19 protein-coding genes are annotated in these 18,870 nt (G+C 54.0%); 8 read left to right on the top strand and 11 right to left on the bottom strand.

The genetic code is table 11. The features are described 5' to 3' along the window. Positions 1–101: 101 nt before the first annotated feature. Entirely contained in the window at positions 102–1,028 is a 927-nt protein-coding gene (locus FCH32_RS00845; protein ID WP_135911650.1) for a LysR family transcriptional regulator, read from the bottom strand. An 89-nt stretch (positions 1,029–1,117) separates the two neighbouring features. On the opposite strand from FCH32_RS00845, the gene FCH32_RS00840 reads away from it, so the two are divergent. Continuing rightward, entirely contained in the window at positions 1,118–2,116 is a 999-nt protein-coding gene (locus FCH32_RS00840) for a bile acid:sodium symporter family protein (protein WP_115257837.1), read from the top strand. Here the strand turns inward: FCH32_RS00840 and FCH32_RS00835 are convergent. The 3 genes from FCH32_RS00835 to zipA all read right to left on the bottom strand — a co-directional run bounded on the left by FCH32_RS00835 (position 2,113) and on the right by zipA (position 5,409). After that, positions 2,113–2,331 carry a DUF3820 family protein gene (locus FCH32_RS00835; protein WP_045445890.1) on the bottom strand — a complete coding sequence of 73 codons (219 nt, stop codon included), beginning with the start codon at positions 2,329–2,331 and terminating at the stop codon, positions 2,113–2,115. The genes FCH32_RS00840 and FCH32_RS00835 overlap by 4 nt on opposite strands. A 1-nt stretch (position 2,332) precedes the next feature. Continuing rightward, positions 2,333–4,348, bottom strand: a complete 2,016-nt coding sequence (gene ligA, locus FCH32_RS00830) for an NAD-dependent DNA ligase LigA (protein WP_174360321.1) — start codon at positions 4,346–4,348, stop codon at positions 2,333–2,335. A 71-nt stretch (positions 4,349–4,419) separates the two neighbouring features. Next, positions 4,420–5,409 (bottom strand): cell division protein ZipA, encoded by a 990-nt coding sequence (zipA, locus tag FCH32_RS00825; protein ID WP_146716701.1) that lies wholly within the window; start codon positions 5,407–5,409, stop codon positions 4,420–4,422. Positions 5,410–5,639: 230 nt separating this feature from the next. Here zipA and cysZ point away from each other — a divergent pair, with 230 nt between their 5' ends. From cysZ to crr, 5 genes are all read left to right on the top strand, one after another. Then, positions 5,640–6,401: a sulfate transporter CysZ gene (gene cysZ / locus FCH32_RS00820; protein WP_174360320.1), complete on the top strand. Its 762-nt coding sequence runs from the start codon at positions 5,640–5,642 to the stop codon at positions 6,399–6,401. A gap of 163 nt (positions 6,402–6,564) precedes the next feature. Beyond that, the gene (gene cysK, locus FCH32_RS00815) at positions 6,565–7,536 is read left to right on the top strand and encodes a cysteine synthase A (RefSeq protein ID WP_135911646.1); all 972 of its coding nucleotides are present in this window, start codon (positions 6,565–6,567) and stop codon (positions 7,534–7,536) included. 383 nt (positions 7,537–7,919) lie between these two features. After that, positions 7,920–8,177, top strand: coding sequence for a phosphocarrier protein Hpr (gene ptsH / locus FCH32_RS00810; RefSeq protein ID WP_002913505.1), 258 nt, complete (start codon positions 7,920–7,922; stop codon positions 8,175–8,177). Positions 8,178–8,222: 45 nt separating this feature from the next. Continuing rightward, a complete protein-coding gene (gene ptsI / locus FCH32_RS00805) occupies positions 8,223–9,950 on the top strand; it encodes a phosphoenolpyruvate-protein phosphotransferase PtsI (RefSeq protein WP_096756254.1) in 1,728 nt (575 codons plus the stop codon). 40 nt (positions 9,951–9,990) lie between these two features. Continuing rightward, positions 9,991–10,500 carry a PTS glucose transporter subunit IIA gene (gene crr / locus FCH32_RS00800; protein ID WP_049841435.1) on the top strand — a complete coding sequence of 170 codons (510 nt, stop codon included), beginning with the start codon at positions 9,991–9,993 and terminating at the stop codon, positions 10,498–10,500. A gap of 138 nt (positions 10,501–10,638) precedes the next feature. Here the strand turns inward: crr and FCH32_RS00795 are convergent, their stop codons facing one another. Further along, positions 10,639–10,878: a cytoplasmic protein gene (locus FCH32_RS00795; RefSeq protein WP_174360319.1), complete on the bottom strand. Its 240-nt coding sequence runs from the start codon at positions 10,876–10,878 to the stop codon at positions 10,639–10,641. Then, positions 10,875–11,741: a pyridoxine/pyridoxal/pyridoxamine kinase gene (gene pdxK, locus FCH32_RS00790; RefSeq protein ID WP_135911645.1), complete on the bottom strand. Its 867-nt coding sequence runs from the start codon at positions 11,739–11,741 to the stop codon at positions 10,875–10,877. The genes FCH32_RS00795 and pdxK overlap by 4 nt, the downstream gene beginning before the upstream one ends. A gap of 82 nt (positions 11,742–11,823) precedes the next feature. Here pdxK and ptsJ point away from each other — a divergent pair, with 82 nt between their 5' ends. Beyond that, positions 11,824–13,116: a MocR-like B6 salvage transcription factor PtsJ gene (gene ptsJ / locus FCH32_RS00785; RefSeq protein ID WP_174360318.1), complete on the top strand. Its 1,293-nt coding sequence runs from the start codon at positions 11,824–11,826 to the stop codon at positions 13,114–13,116. Positions 13,117–13,129: 13 nt separating this feature from the next. Continuing rightward, positions 13,130–13,846, top strand: a complete 717-nt coding sequence (locus tag FCH32_RS00780; protein WP_115257829.1) for a type 1 glutamine amidotransferase — start codon at positions 13,130–13,132, stop codon at positions 13,844–13,846. A gap of 91 nt (positions 13,847–13,937) precedes the next feature. On the opposite strand, the gene cysM is transcribed toward FCH32_RS00780, so the two are convergent. The 5 genes from cysM to cysP form a co-directional block, all read right to left on the bottom strand. After that, positions 13,938–14,849, bottom strand: coding sequence for a cysteine synthase CysM (gene cysM / locus FCH32_RS00775; protein ID WP_135911642.1), 912 nt, complete (start codon positions 14,847–14,849; stop codon positions 13,938–13,940). Between the two features lie 118 nt (positions 14,850–14,967). Further along, positions 14,968–16,065 (bottom strand): sulfate/thiosulfate ABC transporter ATP-binding protein CysA, encoded by a 1,098-nt coding sequence (gene cysA / locus FCH32_RS00770; RefSeq protein WP_096756248.1) that lies wholly within the window; start codon positions 16,063–16,065, stop codon positions 14,968–14,970. Then, positions 16,055–16,930 carry a sulfate/thiosulfate ABC transporter permease CysW gene (gene cysW / locus FCH32_RS00765; protein ID WP_115257826.1) on the bottom strand — a complete coding sequence of 292 codons (876 nt, stop codon included), beginning with the start codon at positions 16,928–16,930 and terminating at the stop codon, positions 16,055–16,057. Before cysW ends, cysA begins: the two co-directional genes overlap by 11 nt. Continuing rightward, positions 16,930–17,763, bottom strand: coding sequence for a sulfate/thiosulfate ABC transporter permease CysT (gene cysT / locus FCH32_RS00760; protein ID WP_096756246.1), 834 nt, complete (start codon positions 17,761–17,763; stop codon positions 16,930–16,932). Before cysT ends, cysW begins: the two co-directional genes overlap by 1 nt. Further along, a complete protein-coding gene (cysP, locus tag FCH32_RS00755) occupies positions 17,764–18,777 on the bottom strand; it encodes a thiosulfate/sulfate ABC transporter substrate-binding protein CysP (protein ID WP_135911640.1) in 1,014 nt (337 codons plus the stop codon). Positions 18,778–18,870 lie beyond the last annotated feature (93 nt).

Below are 18,870 nucleotides of genomic sequence, written 5' to 3'. Positions count from 1 at the left end.
ACAGTTTTTCCCGTCGATCGATAGTAAATCGGTATTGATGAGTTGCGCTAAACCCGCCCAACTTCACATTATTCTCCTGCCGGAAATGGCATGGGGGGCGCTTATAACTGATACAGCGGATCCCGCGCACGACCGGCAGTTAATTCACTGGCCTGTGTGCGCACGACGTCCCACAATGCCTGAGCGGCGGTCGATAAAGAGCGATTTTTACGTCGAGCCAGCATCAGCTGTCGTTCAACCACCGGCGTCAGACGTTTGACCTGCAAATGGCTGCCCTGCGGCAGGGGGAGCGCCAGCGCGGGCAGTACGCTGATACCAATCCCCGCTTCGACCATCGGAAAGAGCGTTGCCGGGTGGCCTATCTCCTGCACAATGTTGGCATCAATGGAGAAATGGGCCAGTGCCGCATCAATCAGCGGTCGGCTACCAGAGGCGTAATCCTGCAACACCAGACGTTCGTGCAGGAGATCCTGCCAATTAACCCACTCCCGCTCGGCTAAAGGATGATCCTCCCGACACAGCAGCAGGAAGGGTTCCGACAGCACCGCTTCACACTGCAGGTCCGTTGCCGCACCCGGATCGATAACAATGCCGAAATCCACTTCCCCCTGACGAATACTTTCCAGTACCCACTGCTGCGGCCTGTCATGCAGGACAAAATCGATCGCGGGATAAAGCACATTACTCTGGGCAATACACTGGGGAATAAGATGGGCAGAGATGGTCTGGCTGGCCGCAACACGAACTGTACCGGTAAGCTGCGTGCCAACCTGTCCGGCTTCGCGCAGCGTGCTGTGCAGCTCATCCAGGATACGCTCAAGGCGTGCTGCCAGCTGTTGTCCGGCGTCGGTAAGCACCACCTCTCGCGTGGTCCTGTCCAACAGGCGCACGCCCGTCTGCCCTTCCAGCTCTTTTACGCTGTGGCTCACCGCCGACTGGCTTAAGCCGATGATGTCCCCCGCCCGACTAAAGCTTTTAGCCCGAGCGACGGTGACAAAAATACGCAATTGACGCAGAGAGTAATTCATCGATTTAATTCATATATGGATGCAATAAATCAATTTTATTTCTCAAACAGAAAAACGCAAACTAGTACGACCGAATTCCAGGAGCTTTTATGAAACTTTTTCGTATCCTCGATCCGTTCACGTTGACGCTGATTACCGTTGTGTTACTGGCTTCTTTTTTTCCCGCCGAGGGTGGATTTGTCCCTTTCTTTGAAGGGTTAACCACCGCAGCGATTGCCCTGCTGTTCTTTATGCATGGGGCCAAACTCTCACGAGAAGCCATTATTGCCGGCGGTAGCCACTGGCGGTTGCATCTGTGGGTGATGTGCAGCACCTTTGTCGTCTTCCCGGTGCTGGGCGTGCTGTTTGCCTGGTGGGCACCGGTTAACGTCGATCCGATGCTGTACACGGGTTTCCTGTATCTGTGCATTTTGCCTGCCACGGTGCAGTCGGCGATTGCCTTCACCTCGCTGGCCGGTGGTAACGTGGCAGCCGCCGTGTGCTCTGCCTCCGCCTCCAGCCTGTTGGGTATTTTTCTCTCACCGTTGTTGGTCGGTCTGGTGATGAATATGCATGGCGCAGAAGGCAGCCTTGAGCAGGTGGGTAAAATCATGCTGCAGCTGCTGCTGCCGTTCGTGCTGGGGCATCTTTCACGCCCGTGGATTGGTAACTGGGTGTCACAACATAAAAAATGGATCGCTAAAACGGACCAGTCTTCGATTCTGCTGGTGGTTTATTCTGCCTTCAGCGAAGCCGTGGTGAATGGGATCTGGCACAAAGTCGGGGTAGGTTCACTGTTGTTTATCGTGGTAGTCAGCGTCGTACTGCTGGCTATTGTGATCGGGATAAATGTCTTTGTAGCACGTAAATGCGGTTTCAATAAGGCCGATGAAATCACCATTGTATTCTGCGGGTCGAAAAAGAGCCTGGCGAACGGGATCCCCATGGCAAACATTCTGTTCCCGACGTCGGTGATCGGCATGATGGTGCTGCCGTTGATGATATTCCATCAAATCCAGCTGATGGTCTGCGCGGTGATGGCTCGTCGCTATAAGCGACAAACTGACGCCTTGCAGGCGCAGCAGGAAGGCCGCGCCGCAAAGGCTTAAAGCGGACGTTTTAGGGGCTGTACCAGCTGCGTCAGCCCCTCGGTTTTAATCAGCAACGTAATTTGCATCAGCTCGCCCAGTTTGCCCGGTGGAAATTCATCCTTACGGGCAAACCACAGCAGATACTCTTCCGGCACATCAATCAACCGACGCCCTTTGTATTTGCCAAAGGGCATGACGGTATTAGCGATGTCAATCAGCTGCTCTTTTTCCATCTCAGGCGCCCAGTAAGCGGATCATCTCCGCTTCATCAATCACAGCGATACCCAGCTCCTGTGCTTTGGCAAGCTTGGAGCCTGCGGCTTCACCGGCAATCACCAGATCGGTTTTCTTCGACACGCTGCCCGCCACTTTCGCCCCCAGTTCGGTCAACCGGGCTTTGGCGTCATCGCGCGACATCTGGCTCAGGCTTCCCGTCAGTACCACCGTTTTCCCGGCAAACGGGCTGTCGATCTCTTCGGCGTTGATGACCACCGGCGCAGGCCAGTGAATGCCCTGTGCCAGTAGCTGGCCAATGACCTCACGGTTGCTCTCTTCGGCAAAGAAGTTAAACACGTGATTGGCCACCACAATGCCGACGTCAGGGACTTTTTGTAGCTCCTCAATAGACGCCGCTTCCAGCGCATCCAACGTACCGAAATAGCTTGCCAGACCTGCGGCCGTGGCTTCGCCCACTTCACGGATACCCAACGCATAGAGAAAGCGGGCAAACGTGGTTTGTTTGGCTTTTTCCAGCGCATTGACCACGTTTTGTGCCGACTTCGGCCCCATGCGATCCAGCCCCGTCAACTTACCGGCCGTTAACTGGAACAGATCGGCTGGCGTATGGACATACTCTTTCTCGACCAGTTGATCGATAATCTTATCGCCCATGCCGTCCACATCCAGCGCCCGACGCGAAACAAAATGCTTGAGGGATTCTTTACGCTGTGCACCGCAAATGAGACCACCGGTGCAGCGGGTAACGACTTCACCTTCCACACGCTCAACGTCAGAACCACACACCGGGCAATGGGTTGGGAAGACGATTTCACGCGTCTCTTCGGGGCGCTCGGAAAGCACCACGTTCACCACCTGCGGGATCACATCACCCGCGCGGCGAATCACCACCTTGTCACCAATGCGTAAACCCAGACGATCGATTTCATCGGCGTTGTGCAGAGTGGCGTTACTGACCAGCACCCCCGCTACCTGTACCGGTTCAAGGCGAGCGACGGGCGTAATCGCCCCGGTACGTCCGACCTGAAACTCAACGTCGCGCACAAAGGTCATCTGTTCCTGCGCCGGGAACTTAAACGCCACCGCCCAGCGCGGCGCACGGGCCACAAAGCCCAGTTGCTCCTGCAGCGCCAGCGAGTTGACCTTAATCACCACGCCGTCAATGTCGAAGCCGAGCGTTGGTCGGTCTGCTTCAACCTGATGATAGTAAGCAAGTACTTCCTCCGGAGAGTCGCACAGCGTGACCCTGTCGCTGACCGGAAGTCCCCACGCTTTGAATTGCAGCAAACGACCCAAATGGGTATCCGGCAGTTCACCCCCTTCCAGCACGCCGACGCCATAGCAGAAGAAGGTCAGCGGTCGCTTCGCCGTGATACGCGGATCGAGCTGGCGTAATGAACCGGCTGCCGCGTTACGTGGGTTAGCAAACACTTTATTGCCAGTGCGACGAGCGTCTTCATTGATTTTTTCAAAACCCGCCTGCGGCAAAAAAACTTCGCCACGTACTTCCAGACGCGTTGGAATATTGTCGCCGCGCAGCTTAAGCGGGATCGCGCGAATGGTACGCACATTCGAGGTAATGTCTTCACCGGTCGTGCCATCACCGCGCGTTGCCGCGCTGACCAGCACGCCGTTTTCATACAGAATGCTTACCGCCAGACCGTCCAGCTTCAGTTCACAGCACCAGGTCAGCTTATCCGTACTCTTCAGTCGGTCCTGTACGCGTTTATTGAACGCGAGAAAACTCTCTTCATCAAATACGTTGTCCAGCGACAACATCGGCACTTCATGACGTATCTGACTGAAGGACGCCAGCGGAGCCGCACCGACGCGTTGCGTCGGCGAGTCGGGCGTAATCAGATCCGGGTGCTGAGCTTCCAGTTCACGCAGTTCGCGCATCAGGCGATCATATTCCGCATCGGGAATGTCCGGTGCGTCCATCACATGGTAAAGATACTCATGATGGCGAAGCGTGGTTCGCAGTTCTGTCAGTTGTTGTTCGATTGATTCCATATCGCACCATCAATGATAAAAAACCCCCGACAGGCGGGGGTTCAGAAAGGAGATGTCACGCCAGAGGGCAATCAGGCGTGAGATTCTATAACGTCGCGGATGCGGTCCTGATACTCGCGCAGTTTCTGCGGCGTCATCATGCGACGTTGATCGTCGAGCACCACACCACCCACTTCATCGGCGATGTGCTGCGCTGACTGCAGCATCAGCTTAAAGTTTTGCAGCTCGTCCCCGTAGGACGGCACCTGCATAAAGATAGTCACGCCAGGCGTAGTGAAATCGCCGGTCATCTCAGGGTCGAATGTCCCCGGATTCACCATATTGGCCAGACTGAACAGTGACGGGCCGCTGCCATCGGGGCTCAGATGACGATGGAAAATATTCATATCGCCAAATTTAAAGCCTGCCTGCTGAATGCTGTTGAGCAGCACTTCGCCATTGAGTTCGCTGCCATGATGTGCCGCCACGTTCATAATAATGACCGTTTCTTTAGGCTGCGGTTTTTCCACAACGGGCGCTGGCTCAACGACCGGCTCTGGCTGCGGTTGCTCAACGACAGGCTCGGCTGGCTGGAAGGCCTGCGGTGCAGGCTGTGGCGCATGCTGCACCGGCTGCTGAACTTGCGGCGCGACCGGCTGGTGCTGCATCGGCTGCTGTGGTACAGGCTGATGCGACACCGGTTGTACAGGCTGCTGCACAGGCTGAACATGCGGCGGCGGTACCGGCGCTTCAGCGGGCTGCTGCGCGGGTTGACGCGGCTGAGCAGACGCATAAGGCGGCTGGTACTGGTGTTGCGGCGACTGAGGAGGAACACCATGTTCCTGACCGCTGCCGGGAGCATGATTCACACGATGTACGCGGACTTCGCCCACGCCTTCGTCTTCCTCGACGTTATCGCCGATAGAATCCTCGTCATCACGTTTAGACTTCATGCGTTTCAGTGGGCGATCGCGGAATATAGAAGACCGTTCTTTACGGCTAGTCCAGAAACCATGTACCAGTAAAGCGATTATGGCGATCGCGCCAACAATGATTAATATCAGACGCAAATCCTGCATCATTATATTCTCTGTTGTTCTAACACCTTGCCACCACGGCAAACATTTACTCACTAAGAGTATTTGCCGATTACGTCTAGTGCAAGTGTACTCTTGGCTTTCACAGCATAAAGATGAATAAAATCGTGCTTTTTGCTGTTTTTTCGAACATTTCTGAACAGCCTAACGCTCAACAACCCGGTAATATACGCGAAGTTGACCTGGACTTAGACCACAAGGAGCATGTCCCGACTATGGTTTCATCATCTGCAAGTGTACCACGCAGCGGTTTTTATTATTTTACTCAGGGATGGAAGCTCATCAGCCAACCGGGGATCCGTCGCTTTGTTCTCCTGCCGTTGCTGGTGAACATTTTGCTGATGGGGGGCGCGTTCTGGTGGTTATTTAGCCAACTGGATAGCTGGATACCCGCTCTAATGAGTCATGTTCCGGACTGGCTACAGTGGCTCAGTTATTTGCTGTGGCCCATTGTGACATTCTCCGTGCTGCTGGTATTTGGCTATTTTTTCTCCACGCTTGCCAACTGGATCGCGGCACCGTTTAACGGCTTACTGGCTGAACAACTGGAAGCACGACTGACCGGCGCAACGCCACCCGACACCGGCGTGCTCGGTATTATGAAAGATGTTCCGCGTATTATGAAACGTGAATGGCAAAAGCTGGCCTGGTACCTTCCGCGCGCAGTCGTACTGCTGCTGCTCTATTTTATCCCCGGCATTGGACAGACCGTTGCGCCAGTACTGTGGTTCCTGTTTAGCGCGTGGATGCTGGCTATCCAATATTGTGATTACCCGTTTGATAACCACAAAGTGCCGTTCAAAGAGATGCGTACCGCCCTGCGCACGCGCAAAGTCACCAATATGCAGTTTGGCGCGCTGACCAGCCTGTTCACCCTGATCCCTGTGCTCAACATGTTCATCATGCCGGTTGCCGTTTGCGGTGCCACCGCAATGTGGGTAGATTGCTATCGTGCTAAGCACGCGTTATGGAAGTAATGCAAAAATGTGTAAATGCGGGCCGTCTTATGCCCGCTCTTATTCCATACTGCAAGGCATTATTTCTCATCAGCATATAGATATGCGATTTCCTTACTTCCCCATACTTTCTCAACAGGTATGCTGATGCGGTATCCCAATTTCATACAGTTAAGGACAGGCCATGAGTAAGATTTTTGAAGACAACTCGCTGACTATCGGTCATACGCCGCTGGTTCGACTGAACCGTATCGGTAACGGACGCATTCTGGCGAAGGTAGAATCACGCAACCCGAGCTTTAGCGTCAAATGCCGTATTGGTGCCAATATGATTTGGGATGCCGAAAAACGTGGTGTGCTGAAACCGGGTATTGAACTGGTTGAACCGACCAGCGGTAACACCGGTATTGCCCTGGCCTACGTTGCTGCCGCGCGCGGTTACAAGCTGACCCTGACGATGCCGGAAACGATGAGTATTGAGCGTCGTAAGCTGCTGAAAGCGCTGGGTGCAAATCTGGTGCTGACTGAAGGCGCAAAAGGCATGAAGGGCGCGATTCAGAAAGCAGAAGAAATTGTTGCCAGCAATCCGGAAAAATTCCTGCTGCTTCAGCAATTCAGTAACCCGGCTAACCCGGAAATTCACGAAAAAACCACCGGCCCGGAAATCTGGGAAGACACCGATGGTCAGGTGGATGTGTTTATCTCCGGCGTTGGCACCGGCGGTACGCTGACCGGCGTTTCCCGTTATATCAAAGGGACCAAAGGCAAAACGGATTTGATCACCGTTGCCGTGGAACCGACAGATTCTCCGGTCATCGCTCAGGCGCTGGCGGGTGAAGAACTCAAGCCTGGCCCACATAAAATTCAGGGCATTGGCGCTGGTTTCATTCCGGGCAACCTCGATCTGAAACTGATTGATAAAGTGGTCGCCATCACTAACGACGAGGCTATCTCTACCGCGCGTCGCTTGATGGAAGAAGAGGGTATTCTGGCAGGAATCTCTTCAGGAGCCGCGGTTGCTGCCGCGCTTAAACTCCAGGAAGATGAAACCTTTACCAATAAGAATATAGTGGTTATTCTACCGTCATCGGGTGAGCGTTATCTGAGCACTGCACTGTTTGCCGATCTCTTTACTGAGAAAGAACTGCAACAGTAATGCCAGCATGTTAAAAACGCGTAAAAAAGCACCCTTTTGGGTGCTTTTTTGTGGCCTGCTTCAAAGTTTCACCCCACCTGGCATTGATTCAACCCGCCGGAACTGGTATTTAACCAAACTAATTATTTTGATGCGCGAAATTAATCGTTACAGGAAAAGCGCGAGCTGAATCGATTTAATGATTTGGTTCAATTCTTCCTTTCGCGGCATAATGTTTAATGACGAAAGAAACGTCAGTGGCAAGAAGTTGCCCGCAACGGATTGCACCGAACTCCTTTTGTGTCGCGACCTGTTTAGGTCGACGCTAACAATACAGGCTAAAGTTGAGCCGCCAGGCTAGACTTTAGTTCCACAACACTAAACCTATAAGTTGGGGAAATATAATGTTCCAGCAAGAAGTTACCATTACCGCTCCGAACGGTCTGCATACTCGCCCTGCTGCTCAGTTCGTTAAAGAAGCAAAAGGCTTTACGTCTGAAATTACTGTGACTTCCAACGGCAAAAGCGCTAGCGCCAAAAGCCTGTTTAAACTGCAGACTCTGGGCCTGACTCAGGGCACCGTTGTTACCCTTTCCGCAGAAGGCGAAGACGAGCAGAAAGCAGTTGAGCATCTGGTTAAACTGATGGCTGAACTCGAGTAAGTTCAACGAGTTCTTTTCAATATCAGTCACAAGTAAGGTAGGGTTATGATTTCAGGCATTTTAGCATCCCCGGGTATCGCTTTCGGCAAAGCACTGCTGCTGAAAGAAGACGAAATCGTCATTGACCGGAAAAAAATTTCTGCCGACAAGGTTGATCAGGAAGTTGAACGTTTTCTGAGCGGTCGTGCCAAGGCATCTGCGCAACTGGAAGCGATCAAAACCAAAGCTGGTGAAACGTTCGGTGAAGAAAAAGAAGCCATCTTTGAAGGGCATATCATGCTGCTCGAAGATGAGGAGCTGGAGCAGGAAATCATAGCCCTGATTAAAGATAAGCACATGACGGCTGACGCAGCTGCGCATGAAATTATCGAAGGTCAGGCCACCGCTCTGGAAGAGCTGGATGATGAATACCTGAAAGAACGTGCGGCTGACGTACGTGACATCGGTAAACGCCTGCTGCGTAACATCCTGGGTCTGGCAATTATTGACCTGAGCGCTATTCAGGACGAAGTTATCCTGGTTGCCGCCGATCTGACACCGTCAGAAACCGCACAGCTGAACCTGAATAAGGTGCTGGGTTTCATCACTGACGCGGGTGGACGTACTTCCCATACCTCAATCATGGCGCGTTCTCTGGAACTGCCTGCCATCGTGGGTACCGGCAGCGTCACCTCTCAGGTGAAAAACGACGACTATCTGATTCTGGATGCCGTAAACAATCTGGTTTACGTCAATCCAACCAACGACGTTATTGAGCAACTGCGCGCCGTTCAGGAGCAAGTTGCTACCGAGAAAGCGGAACTCGCTAAGCTGAAAGATCTGCCAGCTATCACGCTGGACGGTCATCAGGTTGAAGTGTGCGCCAACATCGGTACCGTGCGTGACGTTGAAGGCGCTGAGCGTAATGGCGCTGAAGGCGTGGGTCTGTATCGTACCGAATTCCTGTTTATGGACCGTGACTCGCTGCCAACTGAAGAAGAACAGTTTGCTGCGTATAAAGCCGTTGCTGAAGCCTGTGGCTCGCAGGCGGTCATCGTGCGTACCATGGACATTGGCGGCGATAAAGAGCTGCCGTACATGAACTTCCCGAAAGAAGAAAACCCGTTCCTGGGCTGGCGTGCTATTCGTATCGCATTGGACCGTAAAGAGATCCTGCGTGACCAGGTTCGTGCCATCCTGCGTGCTTCTGCTTTCGGCAAACTGCGCATCATGTTCCCGATGATCATCTCTGTTGAAGAAGTACGCGCACTGCGCAAAGAGATCGAAATCTACAAACAGGAACTGCGTGACGAAGGCAAAGCATTTGACGAAACCATTGAGATTGGCGTGATGGTGGAAACACCGGCTGCGGCAACCATTGCACGTCATTTAGCCAAAGAAGTTGACTTCTTTAGTATCGGCACCAATGATTTAACGCAGTACACCCTGGCAGTTGACCGTGGTAATGATATGATTTCCCACCTTTACCAACCGATGTCGCCATCTGTTCTGACGCTGATCAAGCAAGTTATTGATGCTTCTCATGCTGAAGGCAAATGGACCGGCATGTGTGGTGAGCTTGCAGGCGACGAACGTGCTACACTTCTGTTGCTGGGGATGGGTCTGGACGAATTCTCTATGAGCGCCATTTCTATCCCGCGCATTAAGAAGATTATCCGTAACACGAACTTCGAAGATGCGAAGGTGTTAGCAGAGCAGGCTCTTGCTCAACCGACAACGGACGAGTTAATGACGCTGGTTAACAAGTTCATTGAAGAAAAAACAATCTGCTAATCCACGAGATGCGGCCCAATTTACTGCTTAGGAGAAGATCATGGGTTTGTTCGATAAACTGAAATCTCTGGTTTCTGATGATAAGAAAGACACCGGAACTATTGAGATTATAGCTCCGCTCTCTGGCGAGATCGTCAACATCGAAGACGTGCCGGATGTAGTTTTTGCTGAAAAAATCGTTGGTGATGGCATCGCTATCAAACCAACCGGTAACAAAATGGTTGCCCCTGTAGACGGCACCATCGGCAAAATCTTTGAAACCAACCATGCGTTCTCTATCGAATCTGATAGCGGCATTGAGCTGTTCGTTCACTTCGGTATTGATACCGTTGAACTGAAAGGCGAAGGCTTCAAGCGTATTGCTGAAGAAGGTCAACGCGTTAAAGTGGGCGACCCGGTTATTGAATTCGATCTGGCACTGCTGGAAGAAAAAGCCAAGTCTACCCTGACGCCGGTTGTTATCTCCAACATGGACGAAATCAAAGAACTGATCAAACTGTCCGGTAGCGTGACCGTGGGCGAAACCCCGGTTATCCGCATCAAGAAGTAATTCTGCGTAGGCCGGATGAGGCGTTTACGCTGCCATCCGGCAATCAGGCAGCACTTTACCGGATGGCGCTGCGCTTATCCGGCCTACAAAGAAACTCTCACCGTAGGCCGGATAAGACGTTCACGCCACCATCCGGCATTAAATCTGCGAGGTCATCGGGCGGTAACACGCTTCTCGCATCAAAATTTTCATCCCTTCAGGCCCGCTTTCCAGCACCCGTCTTTCTGAATCCGCCACCAGCAGTTCACAGTCATATCCTCCGGCAATACCAAACATCGCGCGCGCGACGCAGATATCTTCCAGCGCCTCGGTGCCGCTGGTATCGAAATACCCCACTAAACGTCCATGCTGGCGAACCACCAACCGATAACTCTTCATCGCGCCTCCCCTGCCGGTGGCAGAATTAATTCATCACACCCGCACAGGTGGGTCCAGGTCATCACTTCCAGCACACGCTGCGCAGCATCATGTGTGGCGGCGGTAAGCGCTTTTCCTGCAACGATACCGCTTATCAGTTCAGCGCAAAACAGATCGCCGGTTCCCTTGAGGTCCGTTTTCACCCGCGGGTGGGCTAACACCTCAACCGTTTCAGCCGTCACCACCGCCACGTTGATCACCTCCTCGACATCAGCTGGTGCACTGGTGATTACCACCCATTTCAGCGTGTCGGTGAGCAGAGATTTTGCCGCCAAAATCGCCTCATCGAGCGTGCGACACGGTTTTCCACTCAGCATTTGCAGTTCAAACACGTTCGGCGTCACGCCCTGCGCCAGCGGGAGCAGGTGCGTGCGGTACGCCTCCGGAATCTCGGCCTTCACGTACATCCCGCTGTCGATATCACCCATCACCGGATCGACCAGAATACACAGCTCTGGATGCGCGGCGCGAACGGTTTCCAGCCACCGTGCGAGCAGCGCTATCTGCTCTGCGCTTCCCATATAGCCGGTCGTTACCGCCTTGAGTTCACGTAAGGCATCGCGCTCATGTAAAGCAGTGAGATAACCATTAAACCAGTCGCCGGGGATAATCCCGCCATAAAAGGTTTCATAATGTGGGGTGTTACTGAACAGCACCGTCGGTACCGCCGTCACCCGTAACCCATGCGCTTTAATGGCCGGCACGGCAATACTGTTGCCTACGCTGCCATACACCACCTGTGACTGGACGGCGACGATATCGGTTTGTAACGCCCGATGCTTGTCGTCGAAGAGCACTGACTGTATTTCACTCTCCTGCTCCATAAACCTCTCCTCTCGCTGGACAGCGGGCTGATGCCTCACTATTATCGTCATATGCTAAAATTCATTTTGTCATAGGTCAATAATGATCGACGGAAAAACCGCTAACGAAATTTTTGACAGTATTCGTCAACATATCACTACAGGCGCACTTGTCGCAGGAGACACGCTGCCGCCGGTCAGGGATCTGGCAACGGTATTAAACGTTAATCGCAATACTGTCGCAGCGGCCTATAAACGCCTGGTCACTACCGGACTGGCACTTAGCCAGGGACGTAACGGCACGGTAATCAAGGGCGTATCCTCGCCCGTTGCGCTGGAAGGGGGGAATCCGGATACACCGCTAACCGACCTTTCCGGCGGCAATCCTGCGCCTTCACGCCTCCCCGACCTGAGTCACTATTTCGCGAAAATAAATAAACACCCCCGCTTATATGGCGACGAGGTCGTCTCCCCTGGGCTTAAGACGTGGGCGACGCAATGGATGCAGGATGTCCTGCCCGGCCCAGGTGAAATTGATATTACCAGCGGCGCCATTGATGCCATCGAACGGCTACTGTGCGCCCATTTGCTGCCGGGTGATAGCGTCGCCGTCGAAGATCCCTGTTTTTTAAGCAGCATCAATATGCTGCGTTATGCCGGGTACTCAGCAAGCCCGGTCAGCGTGGACAGCGAAGGCATGCAGCCAGACATGCTGGAGCTGGCGCTACAGAAAGGAGCGCGGGCGGTGATCATCACCCCGCGCGCGCACAATCCAACCGGCTGTAGCCTCAGTGCTATCCGCGCCGCCCGGTTGCAGGATATCCTGTCACGTTACCCGCAAACGCTGGTGATTATCGACGATCACTTTGCCCTGCTGTCCGCATCCCCGTTGTATCCGGTGATTGCGCCGCAGACAAAACACTGGGCAGTCATCCGTTCGATGTCAAAAACATTAGGCCCGGATCTACGCCTCGCCATCGTTGCCAGCGATCCCGATACCTCGGCAAAACTGCGTCTGCGGCTTAACGCCGGCAGTCAGTGGGTCAGCCACCTGTTGCAGGATTTGGCCTGCGCCTGTCTGAGTGATGAGAACTATCAGCGCACGTTGGTGCAGACTCAGCAGTTTTACGCCTCTCAGCAACAAAAGCTAAGCCAGGCCCTTCAGCAACAGGGCATTGAACTTGCCGCTGGCGATGGTCTGAATCTGTGGCTGCCGCTACAGACCCACAGCCAGTCGCTCGCTTTCGCGTTGGCGAAAGCCGGCTGGCTGGTACGAGAAGGCGAAGTATTTGGCATCAATGCGCCGTCACACGGCCTGCGTATTACGCTGTCAACATTAGACGACCACGACATTACCAGGCTGGCGGCTGATATTCATCAGCCGCTGAAGCGCTAACCGGAGAGAATACATGCGAGTTCATTTTGTTATTCATGAGTCATTTGAATCTGCTGGCGCATATCTGCCATGGGCCGAAGAACGTGGTTACGCCATCAGCTGGTCGCGCGTTTACGCCGGAGAGTCCGTTCCCGCCAGTGCCGACGGTTTCGATATGCTGGTGGTCTTCGGTGGCCCGCAATCACCGCGTACCACGCTGGCAGAGTGCCCATATTTTGATGCTCAGGCTGAACAGCACCTGATCAACCAGGCGATTGCGGCGCGTAAGATTGTAGTCGGTATTTGTCTCGGTTCGCAGCTGATCGGTGAGGCTCTGGGGGCGAGAGTGTGTCAAAGCCCGGAAAAAGAGATTGGTCATTACCCCATTACGTTGACCGACGCAGGTAAAACGCATCCGCTGATCGCCCACTTCGGTTCACCGCTGATGGTCGGGCACTGGCATAACGATATGCCGGGGTTAACCGATCAGGCTACGGTTCTTGCCACCAGCGAGGGTTGCCCACGACAAATTGTGCAGTACGGTAATTTTGTCTATGGTTTCCAGTGCCATATGGAGTTCACTGCCGAAGCGGTTGAAGGGCTGATCCAGCACTCAGAGCAGGAACTGGCGGATGCCAAAGGTAAACCGTTTATTCGATCCGTTACAGAAATGCGTGAATGGAACTACCAGCAGATGAACGAGAAGTTGTGGCAGTTCCTTGATTTGCTGGTAGAAAAACGTAACGATTGAACATTGCAGGCCGGATAACACGCTTTACGTCATCATCCGGCGATCGTGTCGTATGTTTGCCTGATGGCGCTACGCTTATCAGGCCTACAAATTAGATCCCTAATCCCTGGTTGAAATGCTCTTCACCGAACACGCCGGTCGAGAGATAGCGATCGCCGCGATCGCAAACGATCGCCACCACAACCGCACCAGGATTTTGCTCTGCTATACGGCGCGCACCGGCTACCGCGCCGCCGGAACTCACACCACAAAAAATACCTTCGCGAACCGCCAGTTCACGCATGGTTTTCTCAGCGTCGTCCTGATGAATATCCAGTACTTCATCCACCAGCGAAGCGTTAAAAATCCCCGGCATATATTCCGCGGGCCAGCGACGTATCCCCGGAATACTGCTGCCCTCTTCCGGTTGTAATCCGACGATGGTCACGGGTTTATCCTGCTCGCGTAGAAAACGTGACACGCCGGTAATGGTGCCGGTGGTGCCCATACTGGAAACGAAATGAGTGATACGGCCTGAGGTTTGCTGCCAGATCTCCGGCCCGGTAGTGGCGTAATGCGCATACGGATTATCAGGGTTGTTAAACTGATCGAGTAGCGTGCCCTCACCGCGCTGAGCCATCTCCAGGGCTAAGTCGCGCGCCCCTTCCATGCCCTGCTCTTTGCTAACCAGAATCAGCTCAGCACCGTAGGCGCGCATCGCGGCACGACGCTCCTGACTCATGTTGTCCGGCATCAACAGCTTCATACGATAGCCTTTCAGCGCAGCAATCATCGCAAGCGCGATCCCGGTATTGCCGCTGGTCGCCTCGATCAGCACATCACCAGGCTTAATTTCTCCACGTTTTTCCGCTTCGACAATCATCGACAACGCGGCACGATCTTTTACCGACCCTGCCGGGTTATTGCCTTCCAGCTTGACCCAAATTTCACTGCCGTTATCCGGCGCCAGACGTTGCAGTTTTACCAGAGGCGTATTGCCAATTGTTTGTTCTAATGTGTTCACGTTTTCTGCTCAATAAAATGCCGGGTGGCGCTGCGCTTACCCGGCCTACAGGTCATGATTTAGCCCGTAGGCCCGGTAAGCATAGCGCCACCGGGCGATAACTATGCGAATTAACCTATCAGGCGGATTGTGCCAGAGCAAGTTCGGTTTCACGCGTTTCAATCCGCTGTTCACCGTTATACAGACGCGCATTTTGCAGTCCCACAAACAGACGTTCACCGCGGCTTGGGGGGTTATCGCCCTGCATCACCACCGTCAGCGGCTCGTTATACCACCCCAGTGGCTGGACAACTAATTGGGTGTAGTGACCTTTTGGACTGGCTTCCAGCACCTGTACCGGCAGCGGCGAATCGAGGCTGGTACGGCGGCTCACATCGACTTCCCACGGACGCAGGAACAGATCGACCGGTCCCTGATACGCGGGCGTATATCCCAGCGGCCAGCGATGCGCGCCAACGTGGAACTGCCCACCGCGTACGGTGCCCTGCAGGCGGTTCACTTCGCCCATAAACTCCAGCACAAAGCGGGTGGCCGGTTCACGCCATACCTGATCCGGCGCATCGGCCTGCTCGATATGACCCTGACTCATCACCACCACGCGGTCCGCCACTTCCGTCGCTTCTTCCTGATCGTGGGTAACGAACACGCTGGTGAATTTCAGTTCTTCATGCAACTGACGCAGCCAGCGACGCAATTCTTTACGCACCTGGGCATCAAGCGCGCCAAATGGTTCGTCGAGCAGCAGGATCTGCGGCTCTACCGCCAGCGCACGCGCCAGCGCCACGCGCTGCTTTTGACCACCGGAAAGCTGCGCCGGGAAGCGTTCTGCCAGATGGGCCAACTGTACCATTTCCAGCAGTTTGGTGACTTTTGCTTTGATCGCCGCCGCATTCGGACGCTCGCGACGTGGTAGTACCGTCAGACCAAAGGCGATATTGTCGAAGACGGTCATATGCCGGAACAGCGCGTAGTGCTGGAATACAAACCCCACCTTACGCTCGCGAGCGTGCAGACGACTGACGTCCGTACCGTGAAAGCGAATATGTCCGCTGGACTGATGCTCCAGCCCGGCAATAATGCGCAGCAGCGTAGTTTTTCCTGAACCGGACGGCCCCAGCAGCGCGACCATCTGACCTGAAGGAATATCCAGTGAGATATCGTTCAGCACCTGGGTGCGACCAAAAGACTTCTTAATATTGGCAATCTCAATGCTCATGATTTTCCTCCTGCTGCGCGCGTTTTTCCTGGTTCTCCAGACGCCATTGCAACATGCTCTTCAAAAACAGGGTAACAATCGCCATCAGCGTTAATAACGCCGCAGCGGTAAAGGAGCCGACGGTGTTGTAGTCCTGCTCCAGTAATTCAATCTGCAGAGGCAGCGACAGGGTTTCGCCGCGAATAGAGCCGGACACCACCGATACCGCGCCAAACTCGCCAATCGCGCGGGCGTTGGTCAGCACCACGCCGTAGAGCAGCGCCCAGCGAATGTTTGGCAAGGTCACGCGGCGGAACATCTGCCAGCCGGATGCGCCAAGTAAAATAGCCGCCTCATCTTCATTGCTGCCCTGGCTCAACATCACCGGCACCAGCTCACGCACCACAAACGGACAGGTGACGAAGACCGTGACCAGCACCATTCCCGGCCAGGCGAACATCACCTGTAGGTTGTGCTCATCCAGCCAGCCGCCGAGCGGGCCGTTGGAACCGTAGAACAGCAGATAGACCAGACCGGCGACCACTGGCGACACGGCAAACGGGATATCCAGCAACGTCAGCAGCAACTGGCGACCGGGGAAGTTAAAGCGCGTGACCAGCCACGCCAGCAGCACGCCAAACACCAGGTTCACCGGTACCGCGATCAGCGCAATCAGCACCGTTAGCCAAATGGCGTGCAGCATGTCCGGGTCGGCCAGGTTCTGTAATACCGGCATTAATCCCTTGCTGAACGCCTGCACGAAGATATAAATCATCGGCACCAGCAAAATGAACGCGGAGACCAGCATACCGGTGCCGATCAGAAACCATTTCCCCCAGTTGATGCGGGGCGCGCCATAGCGTTTCAATTGGGTAATCTCTGCCATCAGTGACCTACCACGCGTCGACCAAAGCGACTCTGCAGGGTGTTAATCGAAAACAGCAGCAACAGCGATGCCCCGAGGATCACCGACGCAATCGCGCTGGCGGCGGGATAGTCAAACTCCTGCAAGCGGACAAAAATCATCAGCGAAGTGACTTCCGTTTTCCAGGCGATGTTCCCGGCGATGAAGATAACCGCACCAAATTCCCCCAGGCTGCGGGTGAACGAAAGTGCGATCCCGGCAACCAGCGCCGGAGATAATTCCGGCAGCACCACTTTACGAAAGCTCTGCAAGCGCGTGGCGCCGAGCGTTTCCGCAGCTTCTTCATACTCCGGGCCTAACTCTTCCAGCACCGGCTGTACGGTACGCACTACGAACGGAATGCTGGTAAACGCCATGGCGACCGCAATACCGAGCCAGGTGTAGGTTACTTTAATATCCAGTTTCGCCAGCCACTCGCCGTAAAAACCATTAACCGAAAACAGCGAGGCCAGCGTCAGGCCCGCCACTGCCGTAGGCAGCGCAAACGGCAGGTCCATTAACGCATCCAGCAGTGTGCGACCTGGAAAGCGATAGCGGGTTAAGATCCACGCCATCAGCAGGCCGAACACGCCGTTAAAGATCGAGGCCACAAACGCGGACAGCAGCGTTACCTTATAGGCAGCCACCACCTGCGGATTGGTAATCACTTCCCAGTATTGCGCCCAGCTCATTTGCGCCAGTTGCATCACCAGCGCACTGAGCGGCAGCAGCAATATCAGGCAGACAAACAGTAAGCTGGTGCCCAGGCTTAAGGTAAAGCCGGGCAGCACGCGTCGGGAGGAAACAGCAAACATTTACTTACGCCCCGCCGCCAACAGTTTGTCCAGCTCACCGCCGCTGACAAAGTGCGTTTTCATCACCTCAGGCCATGCGCCAAACTGATCTTCCACGCGGAACAACTCGGTCTGCGGGAATTTATCTTTCAGCTTGTCCATCACCTGCGGGTTATTCACACGGTAGTAGTAATCCGTGATGATGGTCTGCGCCTGCGGGCTGTACAGCCAGTTCAGGTAGGCTTTCGCCGCTTTCTCAGTGCCATTGGCCTGCACGTTTTTATCGATCCACGCCACCGGGAACTCGGCGAGGATATTGGTCTTAGGAATAACGACCTCGAAACCCTGCGCTTCATACTGCTTACGAATGTTGTTCACTTCTGATTCGAAGCTGATCAGCACGTCGCCCAGCCCACGTTCCGCAAAGGTGGTGGTGGCACCGCGACCGCCGGTATCAAAGACTTCAACATTTTTCAGGAACTGGGTCATGAACTGTTCGGTTTTAGCTTTATCGCCGCCGTCCGCTTTTGCCGCCGCACCCCACGCCGCCAGATAGGTATAGCGCGCGTTACCGGAGGTTTTCGGGTTTGGGAAGATCAGTTTGACGTCAGAACGCACCAGGTCATTCCAGTCATGGATATTTTTCGGGTTCCCTTTGCGCACCAGGAAGCCCATTGTGGAATAGAACGGCGAGCTGTTATTTGGCAGACGGCTTTGCCAGTCGGCCGGAATCAGCTTTCCTTTGTCATGCAGAATCTGCACATCAGTGACCTGGTTATAGGTGACGACGTCGGCTTTCAGCCCCTGCAGAATCGCCAGCGCCTGTTTTGATGACCCGGCATGAGATTGTTTAATCGTCAGCTTGTCACCGCCGTTATCCTGCGCCCATTGCTGTTCAAACGACGGGTTAAGGGCGGCAAACAGCTCACGAGACACATCATAGGAACTGTTCAGCAGTTCTGTTGCCTGCGCCTGACCGACCAGCAGCAGCGCCGCCAGCGTCAGAGTTCTTTTTTTCAGTAAGTTAACGGCCATTGCGCACCCTTATAAATTTAATGACTTTCTTATGGTCATCATATTTATAACGGGAGTAAAAGGAGTAACGGTTTTATATACCGTTTGATGATT

Source organism: Citrobacter gillenii (assembly GCF_013337685.1).
Lineage (GTDB): Bacteria > Pseudomonadota > Gammaproteobacteria > Enterobacterales > Enterobacteriaceae > Citrobacter > Citrobacter gillenii.
The sequence above is the reverse complement of the archived record's forward strand: the minus strand, read 5'-3'. Positions and strand labels throughout refer to the sequence as shown.